A 23,587-nucleotide genomic window follows, 5' to 3' on the forward strand; every position below is an offset into this window, starting at 1 on the left:
CTTTTGCCCTATCGCGATATGCCGATCTTGGGCACACAGACATAGGTAAGCGAAGCTGGCAAGCGGGCTATGCGCCTGCTATGTGAGCGTTACCACGCATCGGAACAGATGCCGTATGATGGAGGGAGCCTATGAAGAGAAAAGCTGCAACCTGGTTGACGGGTCTCACTCCCCTATTGATGGCAGCGCCGGTTGGCGCGCAGAGTCGGCCCGCCGTTCCGCTGACCCCGCAAATCGACAATAGCCGTCCCGACTGGGAAAATCCGGCGGTCTTCGAACGCGGCAAGGAGCCTGCGCGCGCCACCGGTTTCCCGTTTGAGGACAGCGCGCGCGCACTGGCGGGGGATCGCACGGCATCGCGCCGTTTCCTGTCGCTCAATGGCCAGTGGCAGTTTCATTTCTCGCCCAATGTCGATGGGGCACCGTCGGATTTCTTCCGCGATGATTTTGATGCGTCGGGATGGAAGAGCATAAGCGTGCCGGCCGACTGGCAGGCGGAAGGCTATGACCAGGCACGCTACAATAATATCACCTACCCCTTCCCCGCGAACCGGCCGCTGATCCCGCATGATCGCAATCCGGTGGGGTCGTATCGCCGCGATGTCGATGTGCCGCCGGACTGGGCGGGCGAGGATGTGATATTGCACATCGGCGCTGCGGGTTCGGCCTATTATGTCTGGGTCAACGGACAGCAGGTCGGCTATAGCGAGGACAGCAAGCTGCCGTCCGAGTTCAACGTCTCGCGCTTCCTGCGCCCCGGCAAGAACAGCATCGCGATCCGCATCTATCGCTGGTCGGACGGTTCCTATCTGGAGGATCAGGATTTCTGGCGCGTATCGGGTATCGAGCGCGAAGTTTTCCTGATGGCGGCACCGAAGACGCGCATCCGCGATTTCGCGGTGCGGGCGGGATTGACGCAGGATTGGCGCGACGGGACGCTGGAGGTGGTGGCGAAGGTGCTGCCCGGCAGCGGGCCGATGACCATGCGCGCAACGGTGATGGATGGCGAGCAGACCTTGTCGCGCCGAACGGTCGCGGTCGTGTCGGGCACGGCTGAACAGACGGTGCGCGTTGCCGACCGGCTGCCGGGGGTGCGCGCCTGGTCGGCGGAAACGCCCAACCTCTACACGCTGCTGCTGGAGCTGTTGGACGACAAGGGTGCGGTGGTGCAGGCGACCGCCCAGCGCATCGGTTTTCGCGATGTCGCGATCCGCGATGGGCAATTGATGGTCAATGGACGCCCGATCATGATCCGCGGCGTTAACCGGCACGAGCATGACCCGGACACGTTCCACGTCATTTCGATGGCGTCGATGCGGCGCGACATGGAGATGATGAAGCGCAACAATGTCAACGCGGTACGCACGTCGCATTATCCCAACGACCCGCGCTGGTATGATCTGGCCGATGAATATGGCCTCTATGTCATGGACGAGGCGAATATCGAATCCCACGCCTATATGGAAATGGGCTGGAAGGGCGAAGCCGAGCGCAAACTTTATCAGATTGGCTATGATCCGGCTTGGGACGCTGCCCATGTCTCACGCGTGGTCAATATGATCGAGCGGGACAAGAATCATCCGTCGATCATCTTCTGGTCGCTGGGCAATGAGGCGGGGATCGGCCCGGCGTTCGAAAAGGCGGCGGCGGAAGCGCGGCGACGCGACCCGACGCGGCTGATCAACTATCTGGGCTGGGGCACGCTGAGCGAACCGAAGCCCAATGCCTATGCCGATATCTTTGCGCCGATGTATTATAGCGTCGACCAGACGATCGCCTATGCCCGTGACCCGCGTTTCACCCAGCCGCTGATCCAGTGCGAATATGCGCATATGCAGGGCAATAGCGGGGGTAATATGGCCGACTATTGGGAGGCCATCTACGCCCATCGCAAATTGCAGGGCGGCTTCGTGTGGGACTGGGTGGATCAGTCGATGCATGCGCGCGACGAGAAGGGCGAGCCGTTTTGGGGCACGGGCGGGATTTATGGTCCCAATCCGGGGGGCGACATCGAATTTGGTGATGGGCTGATCCAGCCCGACCGCACGCCCAATCCGCATCTGTTCGAACTGCATAAAGTCTATCAGCCGATCGCCTTCCGTGCTGATGACCTGGGCAGCGGACGGTTCACAGTGATCAATCGCCATGATTTCCGCAACCTGGCCGATTTCGATCTGGGCTGGATATTGCTGGAAGACGGGATCGAGGTGGCGCGTGGGGCTATCCCCTCCCCCGCTGTCGCCGCGCGATCGGAGGCCACGATTACCGCTGCCTTGCCACAGACCCGCAAGGCTGGTGGCGAATATGTCGTGACGTTGACCGCGCGCGCGCGTGGCGGCGCGGTGCCGCTGGTCCCGGCGGGGCATTTGGTCGCCTGGGACCAGTTCGTCGTGCCGGGCGCCGTGATGGCGCAAGCGCCAGATGGTGGCGGGCCGGTCAGCATCACCGATGACCAGGCCAGTATTGTCCTGGCGGCGGCGGGGTCTGAGCTGAGGATCGACCGCGCGACCGGGCTGATCGGCTATCGCAAGGACGGCCGCGCCATCTTGTCTGGCGGCGCGCCGCATTTCTATCGCGCGCTCATCGACAATGACATTGGCACCGGCGTCGCGCGCACCCATGCGATGTGGAAGACGGCGTCGGAGAAGCGCAGCGTCGAAGCGGTGACGGTGAACCAGGCGGACAAAAGCGCCGTCGCCGTCAGCGTCCGGTTCAACGTCGGCGATGGCGTGGCGCGGTTCGAGAACCGCTATGTCCTGCGCAGCGATGGTAAGGTGGCGGTGGAGGCGCAGTTCACGCCGTTGCAGACGGACCTGCCCGATCCGCTGCGCATCGGCCTCGCCTATAGCATGCCCTCTGCATTCAAGAGCGTCGAATGGTATGGCAAGGGGCCGCATGAAAGCTATGCCGACCGCCAGACCGGCGCGGCGCTGGGCCGCTGGACCGGCGCAATCGCCGATCAGCACCATGATTATATGCGGCCGCAGGAGACCGGCAATAAGGTCGGGGTGCGCTGGATGAAGGTTAGCGGCGCGACCATGCCGTCCCTGACCGTGAAGGGCATGGAGCCGCTGTCCGCCAATGTACTGGCCTTTCCTTATGACGACCTGGCGCGACGTCCGCCCGGCACCTGGCGCAGCAGCGATATCAAGCCACATGGCAACGTCACGCTGTTGATCGACAAGGTGCAAAGCGGGGTCGGGGGCACTGATAGCTGGAGCGCGCTTGGTCGCCCGCTGGAGCAATATCGCATTCCAGTGACGCCGCACCGCTATGGCTTTACGCTATCGGTCGATGCGGAAGGGGCGGCGACGACGGGCGCGCTGCCCGCCGCCGCAACGGACATGCCGATCCGCTTCTAACGCAAAAGGGGCGCGCTGCCTGTCGGTAGCGCGCCCCCATTTGGTTTCGCGTCAGCCGTCTCGCTCGGCATAATGGAAATAGTCGAAGTCGGCGACGGCCCCTGTGCCCGCCATGTCCTGACAGGCTATGCCGACGAAGGTGCCGGTGAAGTTGGGCAAATAGGGCAAGGTCGCTTCGTCGGACAGGATGCTCGCGTCGCGATCGCCGGGAACTTCGTGCCAAGCCTCTTCATCGGCCATGCGGTAAGAGAAGCGCATTGTTTCATGATCCACGTCCAGCCGCAGGCAGACAGGGCCGCGCGTAATCGGGATGGCGGGCGAGGTGACACTGGGGCGGGCCTCGTCGGGCACGACCGACAATATCTGGATCACCGGTTGCCCCGCATCGTCGGCGGTGATGTGCAGATAGTGGAATTTCGTGCTGTTATAATAATGGATCAGACCGGCTGACTGCTGGAAATTGGCGGGACGGAAATCGACCAACGTTTCCGCGCTGAAGCGCCATTCGCACTGGCGTCGCGCCACCAGCGCCTGGGTGAAATGGCTGCCCACGGACTCGCGCCCGAACAGGCGCAGATGGCCCGGCCGTTCGGTCAGCGAGAAGATGTGGTCAGGGTAAGGGGTGCGCAGCCATTGGAAGTCTGGCGGCAGGTTGGGATCGTCGAAATCCGCGCGATCGTCTGTCGGTTTGCGCGCGACACTGTCGCTGCCGACCGACGCCATCGGGCGGCCCGATCCGTCGATGGTGCGCAGCCAGCCATCCTCGCCCCAGCACATCGGCTGGATCGCTGTTTCCCGGCCCAATATGCAGCGATCGGAAGCAGGCAGCGGGCGGCCGCAGAGATAGACGAGCCAGGGATCGCCGTTCGCCGTTTCCACCAGGTCGCCATGGCCAGCGCGAGCAAGCGGCCCATCGGGCTGATCGCGCGCCGTCAGCACTGGCCCATCGGGATGCAGGTCATAGGGGCCAAAGAGCGACCGCGACCGCGCCATCACGACGGCATGATTGCGCTCCGTCCCGCCCTCGGCCACCAATATGTGATAATAGCCGTCGCGCTTGTAGAGATGCGGCCCTTCGGTGAAGCCCAGCGGGCTGCCAGCGAAGATGTTATGCCGCTCGCCCAGAAGGCGGCCGGTTTTGAGGCATATTTGCTGGATGACGATCCCGGCGAAGCGTTTGTGGCCGGGGCGATGATCCCACAACATGTTGAGCAGCCAACTACGGCCATCATCGTCGTGGAAGAGCGCGGGATCGAAGCCGCTGCTGTTCACATGGACGGGATCGGACCATTCGCCATCGATACGGTCGCACCATACCCAATAATTATGGAAGTCCCGCAGCGATACGTCCGTCCGGTCGGACCGGGTGGTGCGGCCATAGCGTTTGACGTCGGTATAGGTCAGGTGGAACCGGCCATCGGCATAGCTCAGGTCCGGTGCCCACACCCCGCAGGAATCGGGATTGCCCCGCATGTCGAGTTGCTCCGGGCGGCACAGCGGCCGGGCGACAAGCTGCCAATTGGCGAGGTCGCGGGAATGATAAATCTGCACGCCCGGATACCATTCGAAGGTCGAAGTGGCGACATAATAGTCGTCGCCGACCCGCACGATCGAGGGATCGGGATTGAAGCCCCGCAGGATAGGATTGGTAATCGAGATCATACCGGTTTTCGCACCAAGGTCCAAAGTATCGCGGCGCCGACAAGGTCCAGCAGCCCAAGGAGAATGAAGAAGGGGCCATAGCCGACCTGGTCGACCCAACTGCCGAGCAACAGGGTGAAGATCAGCACGCCGAGATTGGCCGCTGTGCCCGCGATGCCGGTGGCCGTCGCCACCTCATCCTGCGGGAACAGGTCGGCCGACATGGTGATGACGGTGACCGACAGGGTTTGATGGGCAAAGCCCGCAACACAGAGCAGGGCGATGGCCGCAACCGGGCTTTGCACGACGCCGACGAACATCATCGAACACATCAGCACCGCGCCGATGGTGAAGGCGCCCCGCCGTGCGTCGATCAGATGGACGCCCCGCCGCTGGAGCCAGGCGACCAGGGCTGGCCCCGCAAGACAGCCAAGGTCGGCGGCAAGGAAGGGTAGCCAGGCGAAGATCGCAATCTGCTGAATATCGAAATTGCGCACCTGCACCAGATAGAGCGGCATCCAGAGCGAGAGCATCCCCCATACCGGATCGGCGAGAAAGCGCGGGAGCGCGATGCCCCACATATCGCGACGGCGCAGCATCGTGCGCAGGTCCGGGCGCTTGCGCTTCTGCTGCAGCTCCGCTTCCTGGCCATCGAGGATCTTTGTGCGTTCTTCCGCAGTGATGGCCCGATGTCGTGCGGGCGTCTGATACCAGAATAGCCACAGGATGAGCCAGACGAGACCGAGGCCGCCAGCGACAAAGAAGGCCGCGCGCCAGCTATGGGTGAGCACCGCCCAGGCCACCAACGGCGGCGCGGCGACAGCACCCAGCGATGCGCCGATCTGGTAGAGCCCCCCTGCCGTCCCGCGTTCGCGAGCGGGGAACCATTGGGACACGACCTTCATGCCAGCGGGCTGCGCGCCGCCTTCGACCAGGCCGAGCGCGCCGCGGAGCGCGAGAAAGCCGAGCCAGCCCTGCACCAGCCCATGCGCCATGGTGATGAGCGACCAGATCAGCACGAAGAAGGTGAAGCCGTAGCGCAGGCCCGCAATGTCGAGGACATAGCCTGCCACCGGCTGAAACATGATGCCGATCTGGAATGCGCCGGTGATCCAGGAATATTGTTCGGACGTGATGCCCTGTTCACCCATGATCGTGGGCGCCGCCACCCCAAGGACGCTGCGCGTGAGATAATTGATGGTCATCGCGATCGCGAACAGACCGATGATGGTCCAACGGATATGCCGGAAATAGGTCAACAGACATGTCCTGCGTTAACGTTATCATAGCGATGTAGGCGAAGGCGGCCGGACGCGGCAAGCGCTAATGTGCAGGAGGCCACGCATCCGCCCCGATGGACGCCATCGTCTTTGTCTTGACGGGCCTGCCATCTCGCTAGAAATGGTGCGATTGGTTCGAAAGGATGATCTTGAAGCCTCCCCATCCTCAGCAGCGCAGCGCGACCGTGGTCGATGTCGCCAAGCGTGCAGGCGTGTCCGCGATGACCGTGTCGCGCGTTATCAACGGCAATGGTAAGGTGCGCGCCGAAACCCGTCTGGCGGTCAACGCCGCCATTGCGGAGCTGAACTATACGCCCAATGTCGCGGCCCGCGCGCTGGTGACGTCGCGCGAAGTGCGGATCGGCGTGATCTATTCCAATCCGAGCGCCGCTTTCATGCATGATTTCCTGATCGGCGTGTTCGAGGAAGCGTCGGTCATGGGCGCGCAATTGACGCTGCTGGGCGGGCAGGATGGTCGCCCGCCGCCGCCAGAAGCGATCCATCGGCTGATCGGATCCGGCGTTGGCGGCATCATCATCGCACCGCCGTTGGGGGAATCGCGCGTGGTGCGCGACCCCATCCACCTGGCGCAACTGCCGATGGCGGTCGTGGGTGGCTATGCGCGCGATGCGATCTGCGTGCGGATCGACGATCGGGCGGCAGCCTATGACATGACCAGACATCTGATCGGCCTTGGCCATCGTCGCATCGGTTTCATCATCGGCAATCCCGGCCAGTCCGCCAGCGAAGACCGGCTGGCAGGGTTCGACGCCGCCGTGCATGAGGCCGGGGGTATCGAGACAATATTGGTCCAAGGGGACTTCTCCTATACGTCCGGCTTGCTGGCGGGCGAGCAGTTGCTGGATATCGACCATCCGCCGACCGCCATCTTCGCGAGCAATGACGACATGGCCGCTGCGGTCGTCTCCGTCGCTCATCGCCGCCACCTGTCCGTGCCCGAAGACCTGACCGTGGTCGGCTTTGACGATACCACCGCCGCGGTGACGCTGTGGCCGCCGCTCACGACGATCCGCCAGCCCGTGCGCGAACTGGCGGCCGAAGCGTTGCGCCTTTTGACCCAGGAAATCAGCACCTCGCGCAAGGTGCGCCATCCCAAATGCCTGTTGGGCCATCAGCTTATCGAGCGGCAATCGACGGCCGCCATCGCGGGATAGACGATGGCGGCCGTTTCGATCGGCGGGTGCAGGGGGAGGTCGCACCGCCGACCGTATCGGTAAAGGTCAGAATTTGAAGCGCACACCGGCACGATACATGCGGCCCACGACATCATAGAGAGCGGGATTGGCGAAATAGGGCGAGCGTGCCGGGTCACGATCGAACAGATTGTCGACCTTGGCATAGGCGGTGATCGCAGGCGTCAGATTATAGGTGCCGCCTATGTCCATGTAAAAGGCGCCGGGCATGAAATTATTGTCGATCGTTGGATTATTGTTGGTCGACGCCGGGCAGCTGCCGGGCTGACATTCGACATATTGTTTGCCCAGCACGCCGTCGGAAAACCAGCGTTCCTGAACATAGATGGAGAAGGTGTCAGTGGCGTAGGTCTGGATCGCCAGCCACTTCCAGTCGGGCGTATTGCCCAGGTTCGCGCCCGCCGAGTCCAACGGAACCGAACCAAACAGGCCATTGTCGGTCACGAACTTGCGGATATGGGTCGCCAGTGCGCGCAACGTCAATGTGCCGTCCAGCCCCAGTGGCTGCTGCCACACATAGCTGGCTTCGATATCGATGCCCTCGGTCTTGATCGACGCCAGGTTGAAGGCCTGGACATTGATGAAGTTCGGCCCGTTCTGGTTGTTCAGATTGAACGCATTGCAAGCATCGGGCAGGATTTCGCGGAAGCAGAGATTGACGATGTCGCCAGCGCCCAGGCTGGAAATCACGTCGGTCAGGTTGATCTTGTAATAATCCACCGACAGGCTGACGCCGGGCAACCAGGGGGCATTGGCCAGCGCCACGCCAAAGGTCGTGTTGCGCGCGATTTCCGGTGTCAGGTCGGTATTGCCGATCTGATTCTGAATGGCGAGCACGTTGACGTTGCGGAAGGGGTCGAAGAAATTGGGCAAGGTGGTGGTGACGGGCGCTGCGAACAGTTCCGACAGGTTGGGCGCGCGCACATCGCGCGAGGCGACACCGCGTAGACGCAGCCCCTCAATCGGCAGATCCCAGGTGCCGCCGACCTTCCAGGCCCACACCGTTCCCGACGTGCTATAGTCCGTTACGCGTGCTGCGGCATTGATATTGGCACGGCCGACAGAGCTGCTGTCGAACAGCGGAAGGTCGACTTCGACAAAGGCTTCCTTGACGCTGTAGGCACCCTGGCCATTCTTGTAATTGCCCGCATACCAGTTGTTGCCATCGGTCAACAGCGCGGGATCGGCGGGATATTCGCTATTATTGGGCGACAGGTCGGACACGCCCGCACCATAGGGGTCGGCCGTGACCTTATAATATTCATGGCGATATTCCGCGCCGAACGCGACCGAAAGCGGTCCTGCCCAAAGGTCGAAGGGCGAGCCGGAGAAATTGAGACTGACCACATCCTGCGTCTGGCGGGTCCGCTGATAGGGACCGTTTTCGGGCATGATGTAGGACAGGGCTGCGGCCGATGGCGGTGCGCCGCCCAGGATGTTGAGGGGCACGCAGCCATTGGCTCTGGCGACCGGATCGGCGCAGACGATCGCGCCGTTCAGCGTCACCGCCTGAATCGCCTGGTTGAAGCGGCGGGACAGCATGATGTTGGTGACATCGACGTCGGTATAATTGGTGCCATGCTGATAATAGGCATCATAGGTCCAGTCCGACCCGGCAACCGGCACGCGACCCTTCGCGCCAGCGACGAAGCGATATTGGCGGCGGTCGGTATAGACCTGCGTATTGCCCAGCGCCGCATTGCTGGTGCCATAGGCGAAATTGGTGATGCCCGCCGTGGCGCACGCCTGCTGCACTGATGCCGGCACGAAGGGATTGCTGCATTCGATCGTCAGGTTGGGCCGGTTCATGCCCCCAACCGGCTGGTTGTTGGTTTTCACCTGCGCGATGTTGACGGTCCCGTAGATTTCATTGTCGGGGGCAAATTCGAAGCCCAGGCGGCCGTAGGTATTGAGCCGCTTGATGCTCGATTGCAGCGATCGACCGGCATCGACATTGCCCGACAGATCGCCGCCGATGCAGAAGCCGGGATAACAGCCATTGACCGCGCCCGATGCGTTGCCGGACGGCGTGCCGTTGGAACCATATTGGAACTGGAACGGATTGCCTGCCTGGTCGAAGGCGATGCCCTGCAACGGCCCCGCAGTGATCAGGCCATATTTAGTATAATTATAGGGCTGCGCATTATCGAGCAGCAGATATTGGGGCGATCCGTCGTTGAGCGCGTTGCGATTGATCAGCGTGGTCTGCTTGAACCAGTCACGGCCACCGGCCAGCCCGATGCCGAAATCACCGCCGCCGACGCCAGCCTCATCGCCATATTCGGCGCTGACGACGGCGCGCAGGCGGCCGTCGAGAAAGCTTTTGCCCGCCGCCAGTTGGACGAGATATTGCTCATTATCGCCATAGGTGGACACGCCGCCCTGGACGTTGCCCTTGAACCCTTCGAAGCGCGTGTCGGTGATGAAGTTCACGACCCCGCCCACAGCGTCCGAGCCATAGGAGGCCGAAGCGCCGCCATTGACGACATCGACCTGCTTGATGAGCAGTTGCGGGAAGAGGCTGACATCGGGAACGCCGGTGACATTGGCACCGACGACGCGCTGACCGTCCAAGAGCGTCAGGGTGCGGATCGGCCCCAGGCCACGCAGCGAGAAGGAGGACAGCCCCTGCTGGCCGCTCGACGTGCTGAACGTATTGACCGTGGAGCCGGTCGATCCCTGCAGCGAGGGCAATTGGGCGATGGTGGTGAAGATATTGGGCTGCGCATTTGCCTCAATCTGCTCAGTGCCGATCATGGTGGTGGGCGTGGGCGCATTGAAGCCGTTTGACGTGATGCGCGATCCGGTGACCACGATATCCTGGTTCGTCGGGGTGGGCGCGGCCGGTGCCGATTGCGGCGCTTCCGATTGCGTGGCGGCGGGCTGCGGAGCCTGCTGCGCCAGCGCCACGGATGGCAGGGCTAGATTCGATGCTATCGCTATCATAGAGCCGGTGGCCACATAGGCGCGCCGCCATTTCAGCCCATATTGTGCCGTCGTTTTCCGTATCATGTCCATCTCCCAGTCTTTGTATTTATTGGATATTTATAACTGAACCCGCGAAATCACCCTAAGCCTGCATTCGCGTGCCGAACGGCTGGAACAGTCAGATCATCCGCCCTGCCGAAAATCAGAATGGTAACGTTAACCCGATTTATTGTGACGGCCCGAAGCTGTCAACAATCTTATGGCAGACCACTGACATTTATGTCGGCCATTTCGCTTCGGGCAACTGCCAACGGCATCGCAGACAGCCGTGGGAAGAACGACAGGTTGTTAAAAAGACAGGATTTTTCCGACCGGCTTTTAGAAGCGGAACATGATTTCCGTTCCCACCATGCGGATGGGGCGGGCGGGGCCGGTCTGGCGCAGGAAGTCGCCAGCGCGGAACAGCGATGCCGAAGCGGAGACGGACAGGATCGTGCTGGCCTGCCAGTTGGCCGACAGTTCGACCTGATTGCCGATGTACCGGGATGCCCCCTGCCCTGCGGCGCGGATCAATTGGCCGGGGACATCATAAATGCCGTCCCCGCGACTGAAGCGCCAATAGGCGATTGCCGTCATTTCGACGGTGAGCCCACGACCCAGATCGACATCGATGCTGGGATGCAGGTTGAGGATATTGCGCGGGCCGATGAGCGTCAGTTCGCCGAAATATTTGCCCTTGGGAAACAGCGCGTTGAACGTACCCAGCCGGTTGTCCCTCGGGTCATCGTCGCCACTGGCGGCATTGGCGCGCAGGCGAAGGCGGGGTTTGAGCGGGGTTTCGGCAAACGCATAGCTGGTTTCGGTCGCAATCGACCAGGCTTTGATGGACTGCGAGCCGAACCGACCGCGCTGGAGCATCGCTTCCCAGTTCCAGCCCAGTGCCGCATGGGTGCCGAACAGCCTGACGCCATAGGTTTGCCGTCGTTCGCGCGCGATCATATTGGCATAGCGGGCGGCGGCGTCGCTGTAACGGAGGGCGTAAAGATCGACTTTCACGCCTGTCGCCAGGGGTGTGGTGACATAAAAGCCGTCAAGCTGTTTGGTCGGCGAACGGCGGTCATCAAAATTGCCGGACTGCACCGCGACGGGCTTTCCCTGGAAGGCTTCGATCCGGCTGTTGCCCCGCTCCAGCATCAGCCGGACGCCGTCGAAAGGCTGCGGGATGTTGGGGCCATAGCGCAAACCGACCAGCCGCTCCGATCCAAGCGCAATCAATTCGCGCCCAGCGCGCAGCGTCAGCGACGCTTGATCGCCGATGGGTAGCTGGATATCGGCAAAGCCTTGAAGCAGGTCCAGGCCGGTTTCATCCGCCGGTCCTGCTCCCGCGCCCACGCCTCTGGCATAGCCGCCAATCCCCTGGACGAAGACACGCACGGGGCCGGCATGCAGGTCGGCAAGGGGCATGACACGCAACCAGAGATAGCCATCGTCCGGAGCGGGCGGCGCGCCCCAAAGATTGTCGGCAAAGCCCTCATAGCGGACCCGCGCTTCCGCGCCCAAGGTCAGCGTGAAACGACCGTCTTCATCCAGCGGCCGGTCCAACGGCGCCCACCAGTCGGCGCGGCGGTCGGGGGTTCCGCGCAACGGCGTCCAGTCCTCGTCATAGCGCGGGTTGGTCTGCGCGACCTGTGCCTCGGCAACCGACGGCAGGCCTAGCAAAGCCGCCAGCAGCAGCGCCCGGATCATCGCGCGACGAGGTGGCGGACCAAAGGCGGCACGGCATCCACCTGAAATGCCCGCACCGCGTCCTGCTGCACCCGGTCGGCATTGGTCACCCGCTCATGCTGGCGCAGATGTTCGAGCCAGCTTTCGACGGTGAAGGTTTCAACCACCCGGCCGGGCTGCGCGACATCCTCATAGACGCCCCAATGGATCGCGCCATCGCGGCGACGGATGCGGCGCATGTCCTGCATCGCGGCGAAGAAGTCGGGCACCAGGACCGGGTCGATGCGATATTCGATCGTCACCAGCACGGGGCCGCGATCCTGCTCGATCACCGCTTCGATCATGGGCGCGGGCCAGTGGAGCGAGGGCGAAAGGTCGAACCGGGCCGCGCTGTCGAGCGGATAGCGCCAGGCGAGCAGCAGCGACGCGAGGACCAGCGCCGCGGCCGCCAGCATCAAGGTCGCCGGAACCCCGATTTGCCCCGCAATGCTACCCCACATCATAGCGCCAGCGGTCATCGACCCCTGAAAGACCAGCAGGTAGATGGCCAGCGCGCGCGCCTTCACCCAGCCCGGCGAGCGGGCCTGCGCCCCGCCGTTCAGCGCGGCCATCATCGCGATCCATGCGAAGCCGCCCGCCCCTACCGCCATCGCCGCCGCCAGGAAATTGCTCGACCAGGAAAGGCCCGCCATCGCCGCCGCCAGCAGCACGGATGCCGCTACCGTCGTGCGATTGGCCCCCAGGCGCGCGCGCAATCGGGGCATGAGGATCGCACCAGCGACCGCGCCCAGCCCCATGAAGGCCAGCAACCCGCCATAGCCCGCTGGTCCCAGCGCGAGGTCGCGCCGCGCGACAATCGGCAACAGCGCCCATAGGCCGCTCGCGAACAGGAAGAAGCCGACCGAACGGATCAGCACGACCTGCAATTCCGGCGCGCGCAGGGCGTAGCGCAGGCCGGCCCGCATCGCGCCGACAAAATGTTCGGCAGGCAGATGCCGCGTCGCACCCTCCCGACGCCAGCGGAGCATGACGATGATCACGCCCAGCACTGACACCGCATTGAGCGCGAAAACAGCGGCGCTCCCGGCGATGGCGATGATGAGGCCGCCCATGGCGGGGCCGATCGCACGGGCGATGTTGACGCCCAGGCTGTTGAGCGCGACTGCCTGTTGCAAGGCGGGGCCAGGCACCAGTTCGGGCACGATCGCCTGAAAGGTCGGGGCCGACAGCGCCGCCCCAACAGCAATCGCGGCGGTCAGCGTCAGCAGCACCCATGGCGTCGTGAGCCCGCTCGCGGTCGCGATCGCGAGGATGATGGTCGCGACCAGGCCGAACAGTTGCGCGCCGATCAGCAGCTTGCGTCGGTCCACGATATCGGCGAGCGCCCCGGCGGGGAGCGCGAAGAGAAACATGGGCAGGGTCGTCGCGGCTTGGACGAGCGCCACCATCAGCGGGTCGTTGGACAGCGACGTCATGAGCCAGCCCGCGCCGACATCATGCATCCATGTGCCGATGTTCGACACGATCGTCGCGATCCACAAAGCGCGAAAGACAGGACACGCGAGCGGCTTGTCGTCTGTGGCGGTCATTGGCCGCGCTCTCGTAGGATCGCGGCCATCATCAGCCCGCCGATCAGGCCGATATGCTCCAAGAAAGTCACCCGCTCATGAAAGCGCGCGACCGGATCAGCCATCTGCCAGAAGGGATGCGCGATTCCCGTCGCCAAGGCCGTGAACAGGCCGAGCGCACCGGCCCCCAGCCACGCCTGCCGCCCCATGATGATCAGCAGCGATGCGCCGATCTGGACCAGGATCGTCAGCGCCGCCACCCCGGCCGGGGGCTGCAACCCGAAATGTGCCGCTTCGGCCAGCGCGCCGTTCCAGTCGATCAGCTTGGCGATGCCGCTGGTCCAATAAGGCAGGGTCAGCAGAATGGCCGCGCCGGTCGCGAAACGGCGATCGGCCAGCAAGGCGGCGATGGGACGCGGGGCCATGACTTAAACCGCCCAGCAGCCGCAGCCGACCGCACCCCAGAAGCTCTGGACGTCAGCGGCGGGCACTTGCGCGCCAAGGGCAGCGGCATGGTCATGGCCATGGACGGCGCAGCCAGATGCGCAGCCGCAGGCCGAGGCCAGCTTAGCCGCCATGTCGTCACGGCGATAATGGCCGCCGAAGGTCGCGACCGGCGACCAGTCGGGCATAGCCTTGGGTGCGGTCGGTGCGAGTGGGCCGAACTCTCCTTCGCCATAGACGATTCTACCACCCAGCACCGTCAGCACGGATCGCAGCAGGGCGATGTCATCTTCCGGCACGCTGAAATAATCGTCCGACAGCAAGGCGAGATCGGCCAGTTGCCCGGCTTTGATCTGCCCCTTCTTGCCGACCTCGTTCGAGAACCATGTGTTCCTTTCCGTCCACAGCCGCAGCGCGGTTTCGCGGTCGAGCCGGTTGCGGACGGGATAGAGCCGCAAGCCCCCGACCGTCTTCGACGTCACCAGCCAGCTAAGCGATACCCAGGGGTTGTAGCTCGCGACGCGGGTCGCGTCCGTGCCGGCGCCGACCGGAATGCCCGCCGCCATCATCTTGGCGATCGGCGGCGTCGCTTCTGCCGCCTTGGCACCATAGCGTTCGACGAAATATTCGCCCTGGAAGGCCATGCGATGCTGCACCGCGATCCCGCCGCCCAAGGCCGCGACCCGGTCGATATTCCGGTCGCTGATCGTTTCGGCATGGTCGAAGAACCAGTTGAGGCCGGTGAGCGGAATATCCTTGTTCACCTTTTCGAACACATCGAGCGCGCGGCCGATCGTCTGGTCATAGGTCGCATGCAGCCGCCAGGGCCAGCGGCGCTCAGCGAGCAGGCGGATGACCGGCTCCAGGTCGCCCTCCATCTCCGGCGCCATATCGGGGCGGGCGACACGGAAATCCTCGAAATCGGCGGCGGAATAGACCAGCATCTCGCCCGCGCCATTGTGGCGATAGCTGTCGTCGCCATCGCCCGGCTTGATCTGAGTCGACCAGCTCGCGAAATCCTTCAGCTCTTCCTTGGGTTTTTGGGTGAAGAGATTATAGGCGATGCGCAGCGTCAGTTCGCCATCCTGATGCAGCTTCTCAACGATCGCATAATCGTCCGGGTAGTTTTGCGATCCCCCGCCCGCGTCGATGACGCTGGTGACGCCGAGCGAATTCAGCTCACGCATGAAATGCTTCGTGCTGTTGAGTTGATAGTCGGGCGGCAGCTTCGGTCCCTTGGCCAGCGTCGCATAGAGGATCATGGCATTGGGCTGGGCCAGCAGCAGGCCGGTCGGGTTGCCCTGCGCATCACGAACGATCTCGCCACCCGGCGGATTGGGCGTATCCCTGGTATAGCCCACGGCGCGCAACGCAGCCGCGTTCAGCAGCGCGCGGTCATAGAGATGCAGGATGAAAACGGGCGTGTCAGGCGCGGCCGCATTGATCTCCGATATGGTGGGCAGGCGTTTTTCGGCGAACTGATGTTCGGTAAAGCCGCCGACCACGCGCACCCATTGCGGTGGCGGCGTATTTTCAGCCTGCCGTTTGAGCATGGCCATGGCTTCGGACAGGCTCGGCACGCCTTCCCAGCGCAATTCCATATTATAATTGAGGCCACCCCGGATGACGTGAATATGGCTGTCAATCAGGCCGGGGATCAGGCGACGGCCCTGCGCGTCGATGACGGTGGCGTCCGGCCCGGCGGCGGCGCGGACATCCTGTTCGCGGCCCACGGCCAGGAATTTGCCGTCGCGGATAGCGACCGCTTCCGCCACCGGATTTTCGCGGTCCAGCGTCGTCACTTTCGCATTGATCAGGATCATGTCTTTGGCGGTCATGGCGAAACTCTCCGTGGCGGTCATCAGGGCGGTCGAGGCGGCACTGGCCAGCGCCTGTCGACGGGTGATCATGCGTCGCGCCCTGAATTGGCAGGCAATTTGCCCAGCACATGATGGGCGCAGTCGGTGGCGACGAAGCGGGTCAGTTCGGGTAGGCTGGCGAGGCGCTTGGCGATGGGGATCAGCTGCTCCCCCACCAATATCCCCGCCAACCCGACCAGCGCGATGAGCGGCGGGGCGGGAGAACGAACACCCAAGAGGCTGTAGACGATACCGACCAGCAGCCCGGCACCCAGCGCAAGACAATAGGCTTTCATGGCGTCGTTCTCCCGTTCTGGCGTCAGGCCTTGATGAAGGCGAGGATGTCGGCGTTCAGCACGTCGGCATTCACCGTGAGCATGCCGTGCGGATAGCCTTCGTAAAGTTTCAGCGTCGCGTCGGGCAGCAATTGCGCCTGCAGCACGGCCGCATTTTCATACGGCACGATCTGGTCATCATCGCCATGCAGGACGAGGGTCGGCACGGTGATCGCCTTGAGGTCATCGGTCTGGTCGGTTTCGGAAAAGGCCTTGATGCCCGCATAATGGGCAAGCGCGCTGCCCATCATCCCCTGCCGCCACCAATTGTCGATCACGGCGGGCAGCACGGTCGCCCCGTCGCGATTGAAGCCATAGAAAGGCCCGGCCGCGACATCGCGGAAAAATTGCGTGCGATTGGCGGCCAGCGCAGCGCGGAACCCATCGAACGTCGCGATCGGCAGGCCGCCGGGATAGCGATCGGTCGCCAGCATGATCGGCGGCACGGCGCTCACCAGCACCGCCTTGGCAACGCGCCCATTGGGCAGGCCATGGCGCGCGACATAGGCCGCCACTTCGCCGCCGCCAGTCGAATGGCCGATATGGACGGCGTTGCGCAGGTCGAGATGATCCGCGACCGCTGCCGCGTCGGCAGCATAATGCGCCATGTCATGGCCGAAATCGACCTGGGCGGAGCGTCCATGACCGCGACGGTCATGCGCGACGACGCGATAACCCTTGGCCAGGAAGAATAGCATTTGCGCGTCCCAGTCGTCCGACGAGAGCGGCCAGCCATGGTGGAACATGATCGGCTGGGCATCCTTGCTGCCCCAATCCTTGTAGAAGATATCGACGCCGTCCGTGGTGGTGATGAAACTGCTCATGGGAAATCTCCGGTGGAAGAAATTGGGTTAGAGCCATGACCGGATCGAGCGTGATCCGGTCAGGGTGCCGGTATCAGTGACCGCCTTCGGACGCGCCGAACATGGTCTTGGCATAGGTGATGCCGATGCCGTAGCCGCCGCCCCATTTGCGGGCGATGCCGGTCGTGAGATCATAGGTTTCGCCCCGCGCCCAGTCGCGCTGGAGTTCGAGCAGATATTGCAGCGCCGTGATTGGGCGGGCACCTGCCTGGATCATCCGCGCGACAGCACGCTCATGCGCTTCTTCAGAAATGTCGCCGCAGGCGTCGGTGATGACATAGACTTCAAATCCTTGCTCCAGCGCGGACAGGGCCGGGCCGACGATGCAGACGCTGGTCCACAGGCCCGCCAGCACGATCCGGCCTTTCCCAATGCGGTTGATCTCTTCGATCACGGCGGCATCTTCCCATGTGTTCATCGACGTGCGGTCGAGCATCGCCTGGCCCGGAAAGGGATCGGTAATCTCGGTGAACATCGGGCCGGAAAAGCTCTTTTCGGCAACCGTGGTCAGTATGGTGGGGACGTTGAACCCGGCTGCGGAACTGGCAACCAGCGCGGCATTGTTGCGCAGCAGTTCGGGCGCGATCGACTTGGTGGCGAAGGCCATTTGCGACTGGAAATCGATCAGCACGAGCGCATGATCGGATGGCGACAGCAAGGCGGTTGCCGGTGTGGCGGTTGCGGTAGGCATGGACAATATCCTTTCGACGAGGACAGGAATGGGGGGCAGCAATAGGCGCTTCCTGCAAGGCGATCGTCACGGCGACGATCGGCAGGGGCAATGATTACACCCGACGACCGCTTGTCCCCACACTGGCAAGGGGGAGAGGCGGCTCCCCCATTTGGGGGAGCGCGCGCTATGGCCACGCCCGACCCCATTCGATAGGTTGCGGCAAAGCGCACCCGGGGGACTATCTTTGCGCCATATCAGGTCATGCTTGCTGATTGCGGCAGCGCTGGTCGCGACGCCACTCGCCGCCACGGGCATCGAGGGATTCAAGCATAGCAGCTGGACGCCCGAACAAGGCGCGCCCAGCAATGTCGTCGGCATCGCCCAGACGCCCGACGGCTATCTGTGGATCGCGTCGGCCGAGGGCGTCTTCCGCTTCGATGGGTTGAGCTTTGAATCCATACCGGCCCCGCGCGAGGCGCGTTTCGCCAACGCGATCCCGACCTCTGTCTTTGCCGATCGGGATGGCCGCTTATGGGTGGGCTTCAATCAGAATGCTGGCGCAGCCGTCTATCGCGCCGGTCGCTTGCACGCCTTGTCCATGCCGTCTCCCCCGCCCTCCATCCTGAAATTCACCCAGACCGCCGACGGTGCCCTTTGGGCGTCCTGGGGCGGCCAGGGAGACAGGTTGTTTCGGTATCGTAATGATAATTGGCAGGTCATGGATCGGCGCTTGAACCTGCCGCCGGGCGAGATTGCGGCGATGGCCTCGACAGCGGATGGCAGCCTTTGGGTGACGCTGGGCAACAGTCGCGCGGATGGCACGCTCGCCCGGCTGTCGCCCGGTGCCGCCCGATTCCAGACAGAGGCCGACCGCATAGGCTTTACCATGCTCGCCCGCGCGCCCGACGGCGCGCTGTGGATTTCGGATCGCAATGCCACCCGCATGATACGCGATGCCAAAGGCGCGCCGCCCATTCGCCCGCGCCTGTTTCCGCCGGTCGCGGGCGCCGCCGTCCCTACCCTGGCCTTCGACCGGCGCGGCGGCATCTGGGGCACGACGCGCGGTGTGGGGCTGTTCCGGCTCGATCCGGCGACGGGCACGGGTGTCGAGCGGCTGGAAGTCGGCCGCATGCTCTCATCCGATGCCACGATCGATGCCTTCACCGATCGCGAAGGGAGCATCTGGGTCGCGACCGATGTCGGGCTGGATCGCTATCGACCCGCCGCCATAGCCCGGCTGTCAGCTATCCCGCCCGATGTGCAGGACGGCCTGAAACTGGCCCGCGCCAGCGACGGCACGGTCTTCGTCGCGGGAAGCCACACTCTTTATGCCCTCGCACCCGTCGGCCCCGCGCGGCGCATCGCCGATGGCCTGGGTCGCATCGCAACGCTCTGCCCGGCTTCCGACGGCGGCATATGGATCGCCCATGGCGGGTCGATGACACGATATGATGCCACCGGCTCATTGACGACCAGCTTCGCCCTGCCACCCGACCCCGTAGCCCCGACCAGTTGCGCGCAGGACCGGCGCGGACGGCTGTGGATCGATGGCGCGGGCACGATCTGGGTCGGCACGAAGGCACGCTGGCAGCGGGCCGCCGCTGATCTTCAGGGTGGCGGCGCGCTGGACATCGTCGCCGATCCCGATGGCAACGGGGTGCTGGTCAATACAGGCCATGCCGACCTGCTGAAGCTCGATGCCGTCACCAGCCGCGGCGTGCCTGGCCCGCCGCTCGCCATCGGCGCGCTCGCCGCCCTGTGGACAAGCGAGGATGGCGTCTATGCCAGTGGCGCAAAGGGCATAGCGCGCATTGCCGGTGGCCGGGTGCAGCGGATCGAGGCGACGAACAATCCCTGGCTCGTCGGCGTGCGCGGCATGGCGCTGGGCAGGGACGGTGCCGCCTGGTTCCTGGTACGCCTAGGCATTGTCCGGGTCGCTGTCCGCGATCTGGCACGGGGCTTTGCGGCGCCCACGACCGCCCTTCCCCATCGTCTGTTCGACAGCCATGATGGCTATGCGACGCGCGGCCAGGCGATCAGCTTCCGCACGCCGCAGGTTGCCGCGACCGGCGATGGCCGCCTTATCTTCGCGACTCGCGCTGGCCCGCTTCTGGTCGATCCGGCCGATGCGGTCCGCAGTACGCTGTCGCCACCGGTCAGCATCCGCAGCATTACAGCCGGATCGCTGGTCCGGCGCGATCCACCGGCCAGTCTGACGCTGCCAGCGGGCACGCACACGGTTCGGATCGGCTTTGCGGTCAACAGCCTCGCCGTGCCCAGCCGCAACCGGGCCTTTTATCGCCTCGAAGGTCAGAGCGGCGGGTGGACGGCGGCGGGCGGACGGCGCGAGGCGACCTATACCAATTTGGGACCGGGTCGCTACCGGTTCCAGGTGATCGCGGTCAGTGCCGATGGCGTCTGGAACCGCCGTGGCCAGACACTTGCGATCACTATTCCACCGACCTTCCTGCAAAGCTGGACCTTCAAGCTGCTCTGCATGGCGCTGGGCCTCGCTTTGCTGTGGGTGGCCTATCGCATCCGGCTGCGCTTTCTGGCGCGCGAAATCCGCTCGCGCCTGCTCGACCGGCTGCGCGAGCGGGAGCGGGTCGCGCGCGATATCCACGATACGCTGTTGCAATCGATCCAGGCGCTGATGCTGCGCTTTCAACTCGCGGCCGATGGCCTGCCTGCGGGGCATCCGGCGCGCGGGGCACTGGAGGAAGCGATGGACCGCGCCGATGATGTGATCGCCGAAGGGCGGGACCGGCTGAGCGACCTGCGCCGGACGGAGGGCCTGGAAGATCCCGAAGCGGCGCTGCGCGAGATTGCCGGGCATCAATTGGCGGGGACGGCGATCGCGATCACGATACGCTCTTCCGGCACGGTCCGGCCGATCGATGCCGTGGCCTGGGACGAACTCGCCAGCATCGCGGCCGAAGTCCTGTTCAACGCGGCGCGCCATGCCCATGCCTCCGCGATGGTCGCCGAAATCCAGTATCGCAGCACCGGCCTGACCTTGCGCATCACCGACGATGGCATCGGCATCCCGCCCCATATGGCCAAGGAGGGACGGCAGGGCCATTTCGGCATAGCGGGCATGCGCGAACGGGCCGCCCGGATCGGCGGCCATTTTCGCATCGAAAGACGGCGCGAGGGCGGAACCGAAGTGACCGTGACAGTGCCCGCCGCCATGGTATATGGCAGCAGCAGAAAGCGATAGCGGCAGGTGGGCAGGCATGAGCGGTGTGAACGACCCATCCGAGCGCGACAGGCCGATCCGTCTGCTGGTCGTCGATGATCACCCGATGGTGCGCGAAGGGATTTGCGCCACGCTGGCCAGGCAGGACGACATGGTCATCGTCGGCGAGGCCGAAGACGGGGTCGAAGCATTGGCCCTGTTCCGCGATCTTCGCCCCGATGTCGTGCTGATGGACATTCAGATGCCCCAGATGGATGGCATAGAGGCGCTGCAGGCGATCCGCGCCGCGCGGGCCGATGCCACCGTCCTCATCCTGACCACCTATCCGGGCGACGTGCAGGCGCATCGCGCGCTGCAGGCGGGCGCGGCGGGCTATCTGCTCAAATCCTGCCTGCGCAAGGAACTGGTCGATACGGTGCGCGCCGTGCATGCGCACCGCCGCGTCATTTCACCCGCAGTTGCGCAACAGCTGGCGCTGCACGACCCGCAGGATCGGTTGACCAACCGCGAAGTCGATGTCCTGCGCCTGGTTGCCGAAGGACAGCCGAACAAGCAGATCGCCTGGCAATTGTCGGTCTCGATCGAGACCGTCAAGTCGCACCTCAAATCGATATTCGAGAAGCTGGGCGTGGACGACCGCACCCATGCGGTGACGGTCGCCGTGCGCCGGGGCTATTTCAGCTGATCGAGCTTCATGCCAAACCCAGTTCCGCGACAAGCGCCTTTTGCAGGCGGAATTTCTGAATCTTGGACGTCGACATCGGCCATTGATCGACGATGCGGACATGGCGCGGCACCTTGAAACTCGCCACCTTGCCCTTGCAATGATCGATCAATTCCTGCGTGGTCGTCTGGCTGCCATCGACCAGTTCGACGAAGGCGGCGGGCACTTCGCTATAGCGGTCGTCGGGTATGCCCACGACCTGCGCCAGCTTCACCGCCGGGTGGCTTTGCAGCATCGCCTCGATTTCCGCCGCCGCGACATTTTCGCCGCCGACCTTCAGCATATCCTTGGTCCGGCCGCGGAACATCACCTGCCCATCGGCATCCATCGACCCGATATCGCCGGTGTGGAACCAGCCATCGCGGATGACTTCCGCCGTCTTTTCCGGCGCGTTGTAATAGCCTTTGAGCATGTTGGGACCTCGTATCACGATTTCGCCATGCTCGCCCGGCGCGCAATCCCGCCCGCTTTCGACATCGACGATGCGCATTTCCCATTCGTCCAGCACTTCGCCGCATCGGCCGGTGCGCTGTTCGAAACTATTGTCCAGCCTGCTGGTCGAAACCGTCCCGGCGCCTTCGGTCAGGCCGTAGGTGCCGACTTGGATCGTGTGCGGCATCGCCGCGGTCACCGCATCCTTGATCCAGGCGGGCTGCACCGCGAAATTGGAATTCATGATCCGCAGGCTCGACAGGTCGGTGTCCCCGAATGTCGGATGAGTTATCAGATCCTGCATGATCGTGACGAAGCTTGGATAGGCGATCGTCGCCTTTTCCCGGCCCAGCATTTCGAGCGCTACGCCCGCGTCGAAATAGGGCACGGTCATATAGGCGCCGCCCAGATCGAGGATCATCGTCATCGGCAGAATGCCTGCGATGTGGAATATGGGGAGCGGCGACCACACTTTGTCCCGCCCGGTGACCTGATAGCGTTTGCCCAGATTGCGGCTGTTGCCGACCTGCGCCCGGTGGGCAATCATCGCGCCCTTGGGCGTGGCGGTCGTGCCCGATGTATAGAGAATCATCGCCACATCATCGGCGTCGACCGCGTCGATCGCATCATCGACCGCTTGTTCGGGGACATCGGCACCAAGCGCCAGCGCCTGGCTACCGCTCATCAGATAAGGCGCGCAGGGCGGGTCGAGGCAGATGATCGTGCGCAGCATCGGCGCTTCGTCCAGCGCCAGAGCCGCTGCGTCCTGCGCCTGCGTCAAGGTGGGGAGCGCCGCGACCAGTCTTTGCCCGAAATCGAGATTGTCGGCGACTTTTCCGGTTGTGACCAGCGCTACGAGATCGGCATCCTTCAACAGGAAGCTCAGTTCCGACGCCTGATAGCGGGCGTTGACCGGCACCGCGACCGCGCCAATCATGACGATGCCATAGAATATCTCGACGAAATCGGGCCGTGTGGTCAGCAATATGCCGATATTCTGGCCAGGCTGCACGCCCATGGCGATGAAGCTTTTGGCCCATGCGCGTGCCGACGCCTGGAGCGCGGCGTAACTCAGCTTGCGATCGGGAAATATCAGGGCATCGGCATCGGGCACGCGCCCGGCCGTGGCCCGCAACATCGCCCCCATCGTATAAATCGGTTCTTGGGCCACCATCACTCTCCCGGAAATTCACATTCCACTGTGCGATTGCGCTCTCAATCGAGGATCGGGCGCGGTTCTTTCGCTGGCGGTTCTCCGCCTTGGGGAAAGTGTAGTCAGGTGGATAAATAAAAACAATCTATCATGTCTTTTTTATTTGGCGATGAAAGCGAACGGGCTA

The 23,587-nt window shown here is 63.7% G+C and carries 15 protein-coding genes; 4 read left to right on the forward strand and 11 right to left on the reverse strand.

Annotated elements, in window-relative coordinates; genetic code table 11:
• The first annotated feature begins 131 nt into the window (after nucleotides 1-131).
• Entirely contained in the window at nucleotides 132-3,362 is a 3,231-nt protein-coding gene (locus BSY17_RS03705) for a glycoside hydrolase family 2 TIM barrel-domain containing protein (RefSeq protein ID WP_069064374.1), read from the forward strand.
• A 51-nt stretch (nucleotides 3,363-3,413) separates the two neighbouring features.
• Here BSY17_RS03705 and BSY17_RS03710 read toward each other — a convergent pair whose 3' ends face one another.
• Nucleotides 3,414-5,024, reverse strand: a complete 1,611-nt coding sequence (locus BSY17_RS03710) for a glycoside hydrolase family 43 protein (protein ID WP_069064375.1) — start codon at nucleotides 5,022-5,024, stop codon at nucleotides 3,414-3,416.
• The gene (locus BSY17_RS03715; protein WP_069064520.1) at nucleotides 5,021-6,208 is read right to left on the reverse strand and encodes an MFS transporter; all 1,188 of its coding nucleotides are present in this window, start codon (nucleotides 6,206-6,208) and stop codon (nucleotides 5,021-5,023) included. The genes BSY17_RS03710 and BSY17_RS03715 overlap by 4 nt, the downstream gene beginning before the upstream one ends.
• A 296-nt stretch (nucleotides 6,209-6,504) precedes the next feature.
• Here BSY17_RS03715 and BSY17_RS03720 point away from each other — a divergent pair, with 296 nt between their 5' ends.
• Complete coding sequence (locus BSY17_RS03720) at nucleotides 6,505-7,458, forward strand: LacI family DNA-binding transcriptional regulator (RefSeq protein ID WP_069064521.1); 954 nt, start codon at nucleotides 6,505-6,507, stop codon at nucleotides 7,456-7,458.
• A 66-nt stretch (nucleotides 7,459-7,524) separates the two neighbouring features.
• Here the strand turns inward: BSY17_RS03720 and BSY17_RS03725 are convergent, their stop codons facing one another.
• From BSY17_RS03725 to BSY17_RS03760, 8 genes are all read right to left on the reverse strand, one after another.
• Complete coding sequence (locus BSY17_RS03725; protein ID WP_443019407.1) at nucleotides 7,525-10,509, reverse strand: TonB-dependent receptor plug domain-containing protein; 2,985 nt, start codon at nucleotides 10,507-10,509, stop codon at nucleotides 7,525-7,527.
• 294 nt (nucleotides 10,510-10,803) lie between these two features.
• On the reverse strand, nucleotides 10,804-12,171 hold the full coding sequence (locus BSY17_RS03730; RefSeq protein ID WP_069064376.1) for an alginate export family protein: 1,368 nt from the start codon (nucleotides 12,169-12,171) through the stop codon (nucleotides 10,804-10,806).
• Entirely contained in the window at nucleotides 12,168-13,739 is a 1,572-nt protein-coding gene (locus BSY17_RS03735) for an MFS transporter (RefSeq protein WP_069064377.1), read from the reverse strand. Before BSY17_RS03735 ends, BSY17_RS03730 begins: the two co-directional genes overlap by 4 nt.
• Nucleotides 13,736-14,143, reverse strand: coding sequence for a DoxX family protein (locus BSY17_RS03740; RefSeq protein WP_069064378.1), 408 nt, complete (start codon nucleotides 14,141-14,143; stop codon nucleotides 13,736-13,738). Before BSY17_RS03740 ends, BSY17_RS03735 begins: the two co-directional genes overlap by 4 nt.
• Nucleotides 14,144-14,146: 3 nt before the next feature.
• On the reverse strand, nucleotides 14,147-16,072 hold the full coding sequence (locus BSY17_RS03745) for an amidohydrolase (RefSeq protein ID WP_069064379.1): 1,926 nt from the start codon (nucleotides 16,070-16,072) through the stop codon (nucleotides 14,147-14,149).
• Nucleotides 16,069-16,317, reverse strand: coding sequence for a DUF1427 family protein (locus tag BSY17_RS03750; protein WP_037472716.1), 249 nt, complete (start codon nucleotides 16,315-16,317; stop codon nucleotides 16,069-16,071). Before BSY17_RS03750 ends, BSY17_RS03745 begins: the two co-directional genes overlap by 4 nt.
• Nucleotides 16,318-16,340: 23 nt before the next feature.
• Nucleotides 16,341-17,180, reverse strand: coding sequence for an alpha/beta fold hydrolase (locus BSY17_RS03755; RefSeq protein WP_037472719.1), 840 nt, complete (start codon nucleotides 17,178-17,180; stop codon nucleotides 16,341-16,343).
• 73 nt (nucleotides 17,181-17,253) lie between these two features.
• Nucleotides 17,254-17,910 carry a hydrolase gene (locus BSY17_RS03760; RefSeq protein ID WP_069064380.1) on the reverse strand — a complete coding sequence of 219 codons (657 nt, stop codon included), beginning with the start codon at nucleotides 17,908-17,910 and terminating at the stop codon, nucleotides 17,254-17,256.
• A gap of 247 nt (nucleotides 17,911-18,157) precedes the next feature.
• Here BSY17_RS03760 and BSY17_RS03765 point away from each other — a divergent pair, with 247 nt between their 5' ends.
• Together BSY17_RS03765 and BSY17_RS03770 are read left to right on the forward strand one after the other, a co-directional pair.
• Nucleotides 18,158-21,112, forward strand: a complete 2,955-nt coding sequence (locus BSY17_RS03765; RefSeq protein ID WP_069064381.1) for a sensor histidine kinase — start codon at nucleotides 18,158-18,160, stop codon at nucleotides 21,110-21,112.
• Nucleotides 21,113-21,128: 16 nt separating this feature from the next.
• Nucleotides 21,129-21,776 (forward strand): response regulator, encoded by a 648-nt coding sequence (locus tag BSY17_RS03770; RefSeq protein ID WP_069064382.1) that lies wholly within the window; start codon nucleotides 21,129-21,131, stop codon nucleotides 21,774-21,776.
• Between the two features lie 7 nt (nucleotides 21,777-21,783).
• Here the strand turns inward: BSY17_RS03770 and BSY17_RS03775 are convergent, their stop codons facing one another.
• Nucleotides 21,784-23,385, reverse strand: a complete 1,602-nt coding sequence (locus tag BSY17_RS03775; protein ID WP_237236147.1) for a class I adenylate-forming enzyme family protein — start codon at nucleotides 23,383-23,385, stop codon at nucleotides 21,784-21,786.
• Between the last annotated feature and the right edge of the window lie 202 nt (nucleotides 23,386-23,587).

The sequence above is a fragment of the Sphingobium sp. RAC03 genome (assembly GCF_001713415.1).
Classification (GTDB): Bacteria; Pseudomonadota; Alphaproteobacteria; order Sphingomonadales; family Sphingomonadaceae; genus Sphingobium.

Bases quoted from the DNA above. Each gene is read 5' to 3' on its own strand.
- BSY17_RS03705 (WP_069064374.1), top strand. From the start codon at position 132: ATGAAGAGAAAAGCTGCAACCTGGTTGACGGGTCTCACTCCCCTATTG.
- BSY17_RS03710 (WP_069064375.1), bottom strand. From the start codon at position 5,024: ATGATCTCGATTACCAATCCTATCCTGCGGGGCTTCAATCCCGATCCC.
- BSY17_RS03715 (WP_069064520.1), bottom strand. From the start codon at position 6,208: ATGACCATCAATTATCTCACGCGCAGCGTCCTTGGGGTGGCGGCGCCC.
- BSY17_RS03720 (WP_069064521.1), top strand. From the start codon at position 6,505: ATGACCGTGTCGCGCGTTATCAACGGCAATGGTAAGGTGCGCGCCGAA.
- BSY17_RS03725 (WP_443019407.1), bottom strand. From the start codon at position 10,509: ATGATACGGAAAACGACGGCACAATATGGGCTGAAATGGCGGCGCGCC.
- BSY17_RS03730 (WP_069064376.1), bottom strand. From the start codon at position 12,171: ATGATCCGGGCGCTGCTGCTGGCGGCTTTGCTAGGCCTGCCGTCGGTT.
- BSY17_RS03735 (WP_069064377.1), bottom strand. From the start codon at position 13,739: ATGACCGCCACAGACGACAAGCCGCTCGCGTGTCCTGTCTTTCGCGCT.
- BSY17_RS03740 (WP_069064378.1), bottom strand. From the start codon at position 14,143: ATGGCCCCGCGTCCCATCGCCGCCTTGCTGGCCGATCGCCGTTTCGCG.
- BSY17_RS03745 (WP_069064379.1), bottom strand. From the start codon at position 16,072: ATGATCACCCGTCGACAGGCGCTGGCCAGTGCCGCCTCGACCGCCCTG.
- BSY17_RS03750 (WP_037472716.1), bottom strand. From the start codon at position 16,317: ATGAAAGCCTATTGTCTTGCGCTGGGTGCCGGGCTGCTGGTCGGTATC.
- BSY17_RS03755 (WP_037472719.1), bottom strand. From the start codon at position 17,180: ATGAGCAGTTTCATCACCACCACGGACGGCGTCGATATCTTCTACAAG.
- BSY17_RS03760 (WP_069064380.1), bottom strand. From the start codon at position 17,910: ATGCCTACCGCAACCGCCACACCGGCAACCGCCTTGCTGTCGCCATCC.
- BSY17_RS03770 (WP_069064382.1), top strand. From the start codon at position 21,129: ATGAGCGGTGTGAACGACCCATCCGAGCGCGACAGGCCGATCCGTCTG.
- BSY17_RS03775 (WP_237236147.1), bottom strand. From the start codon at position 23,385: ATGTTGCGGGCCACGGCCGGGCGCGTGCCCGATGCCGATGCCCTGATA.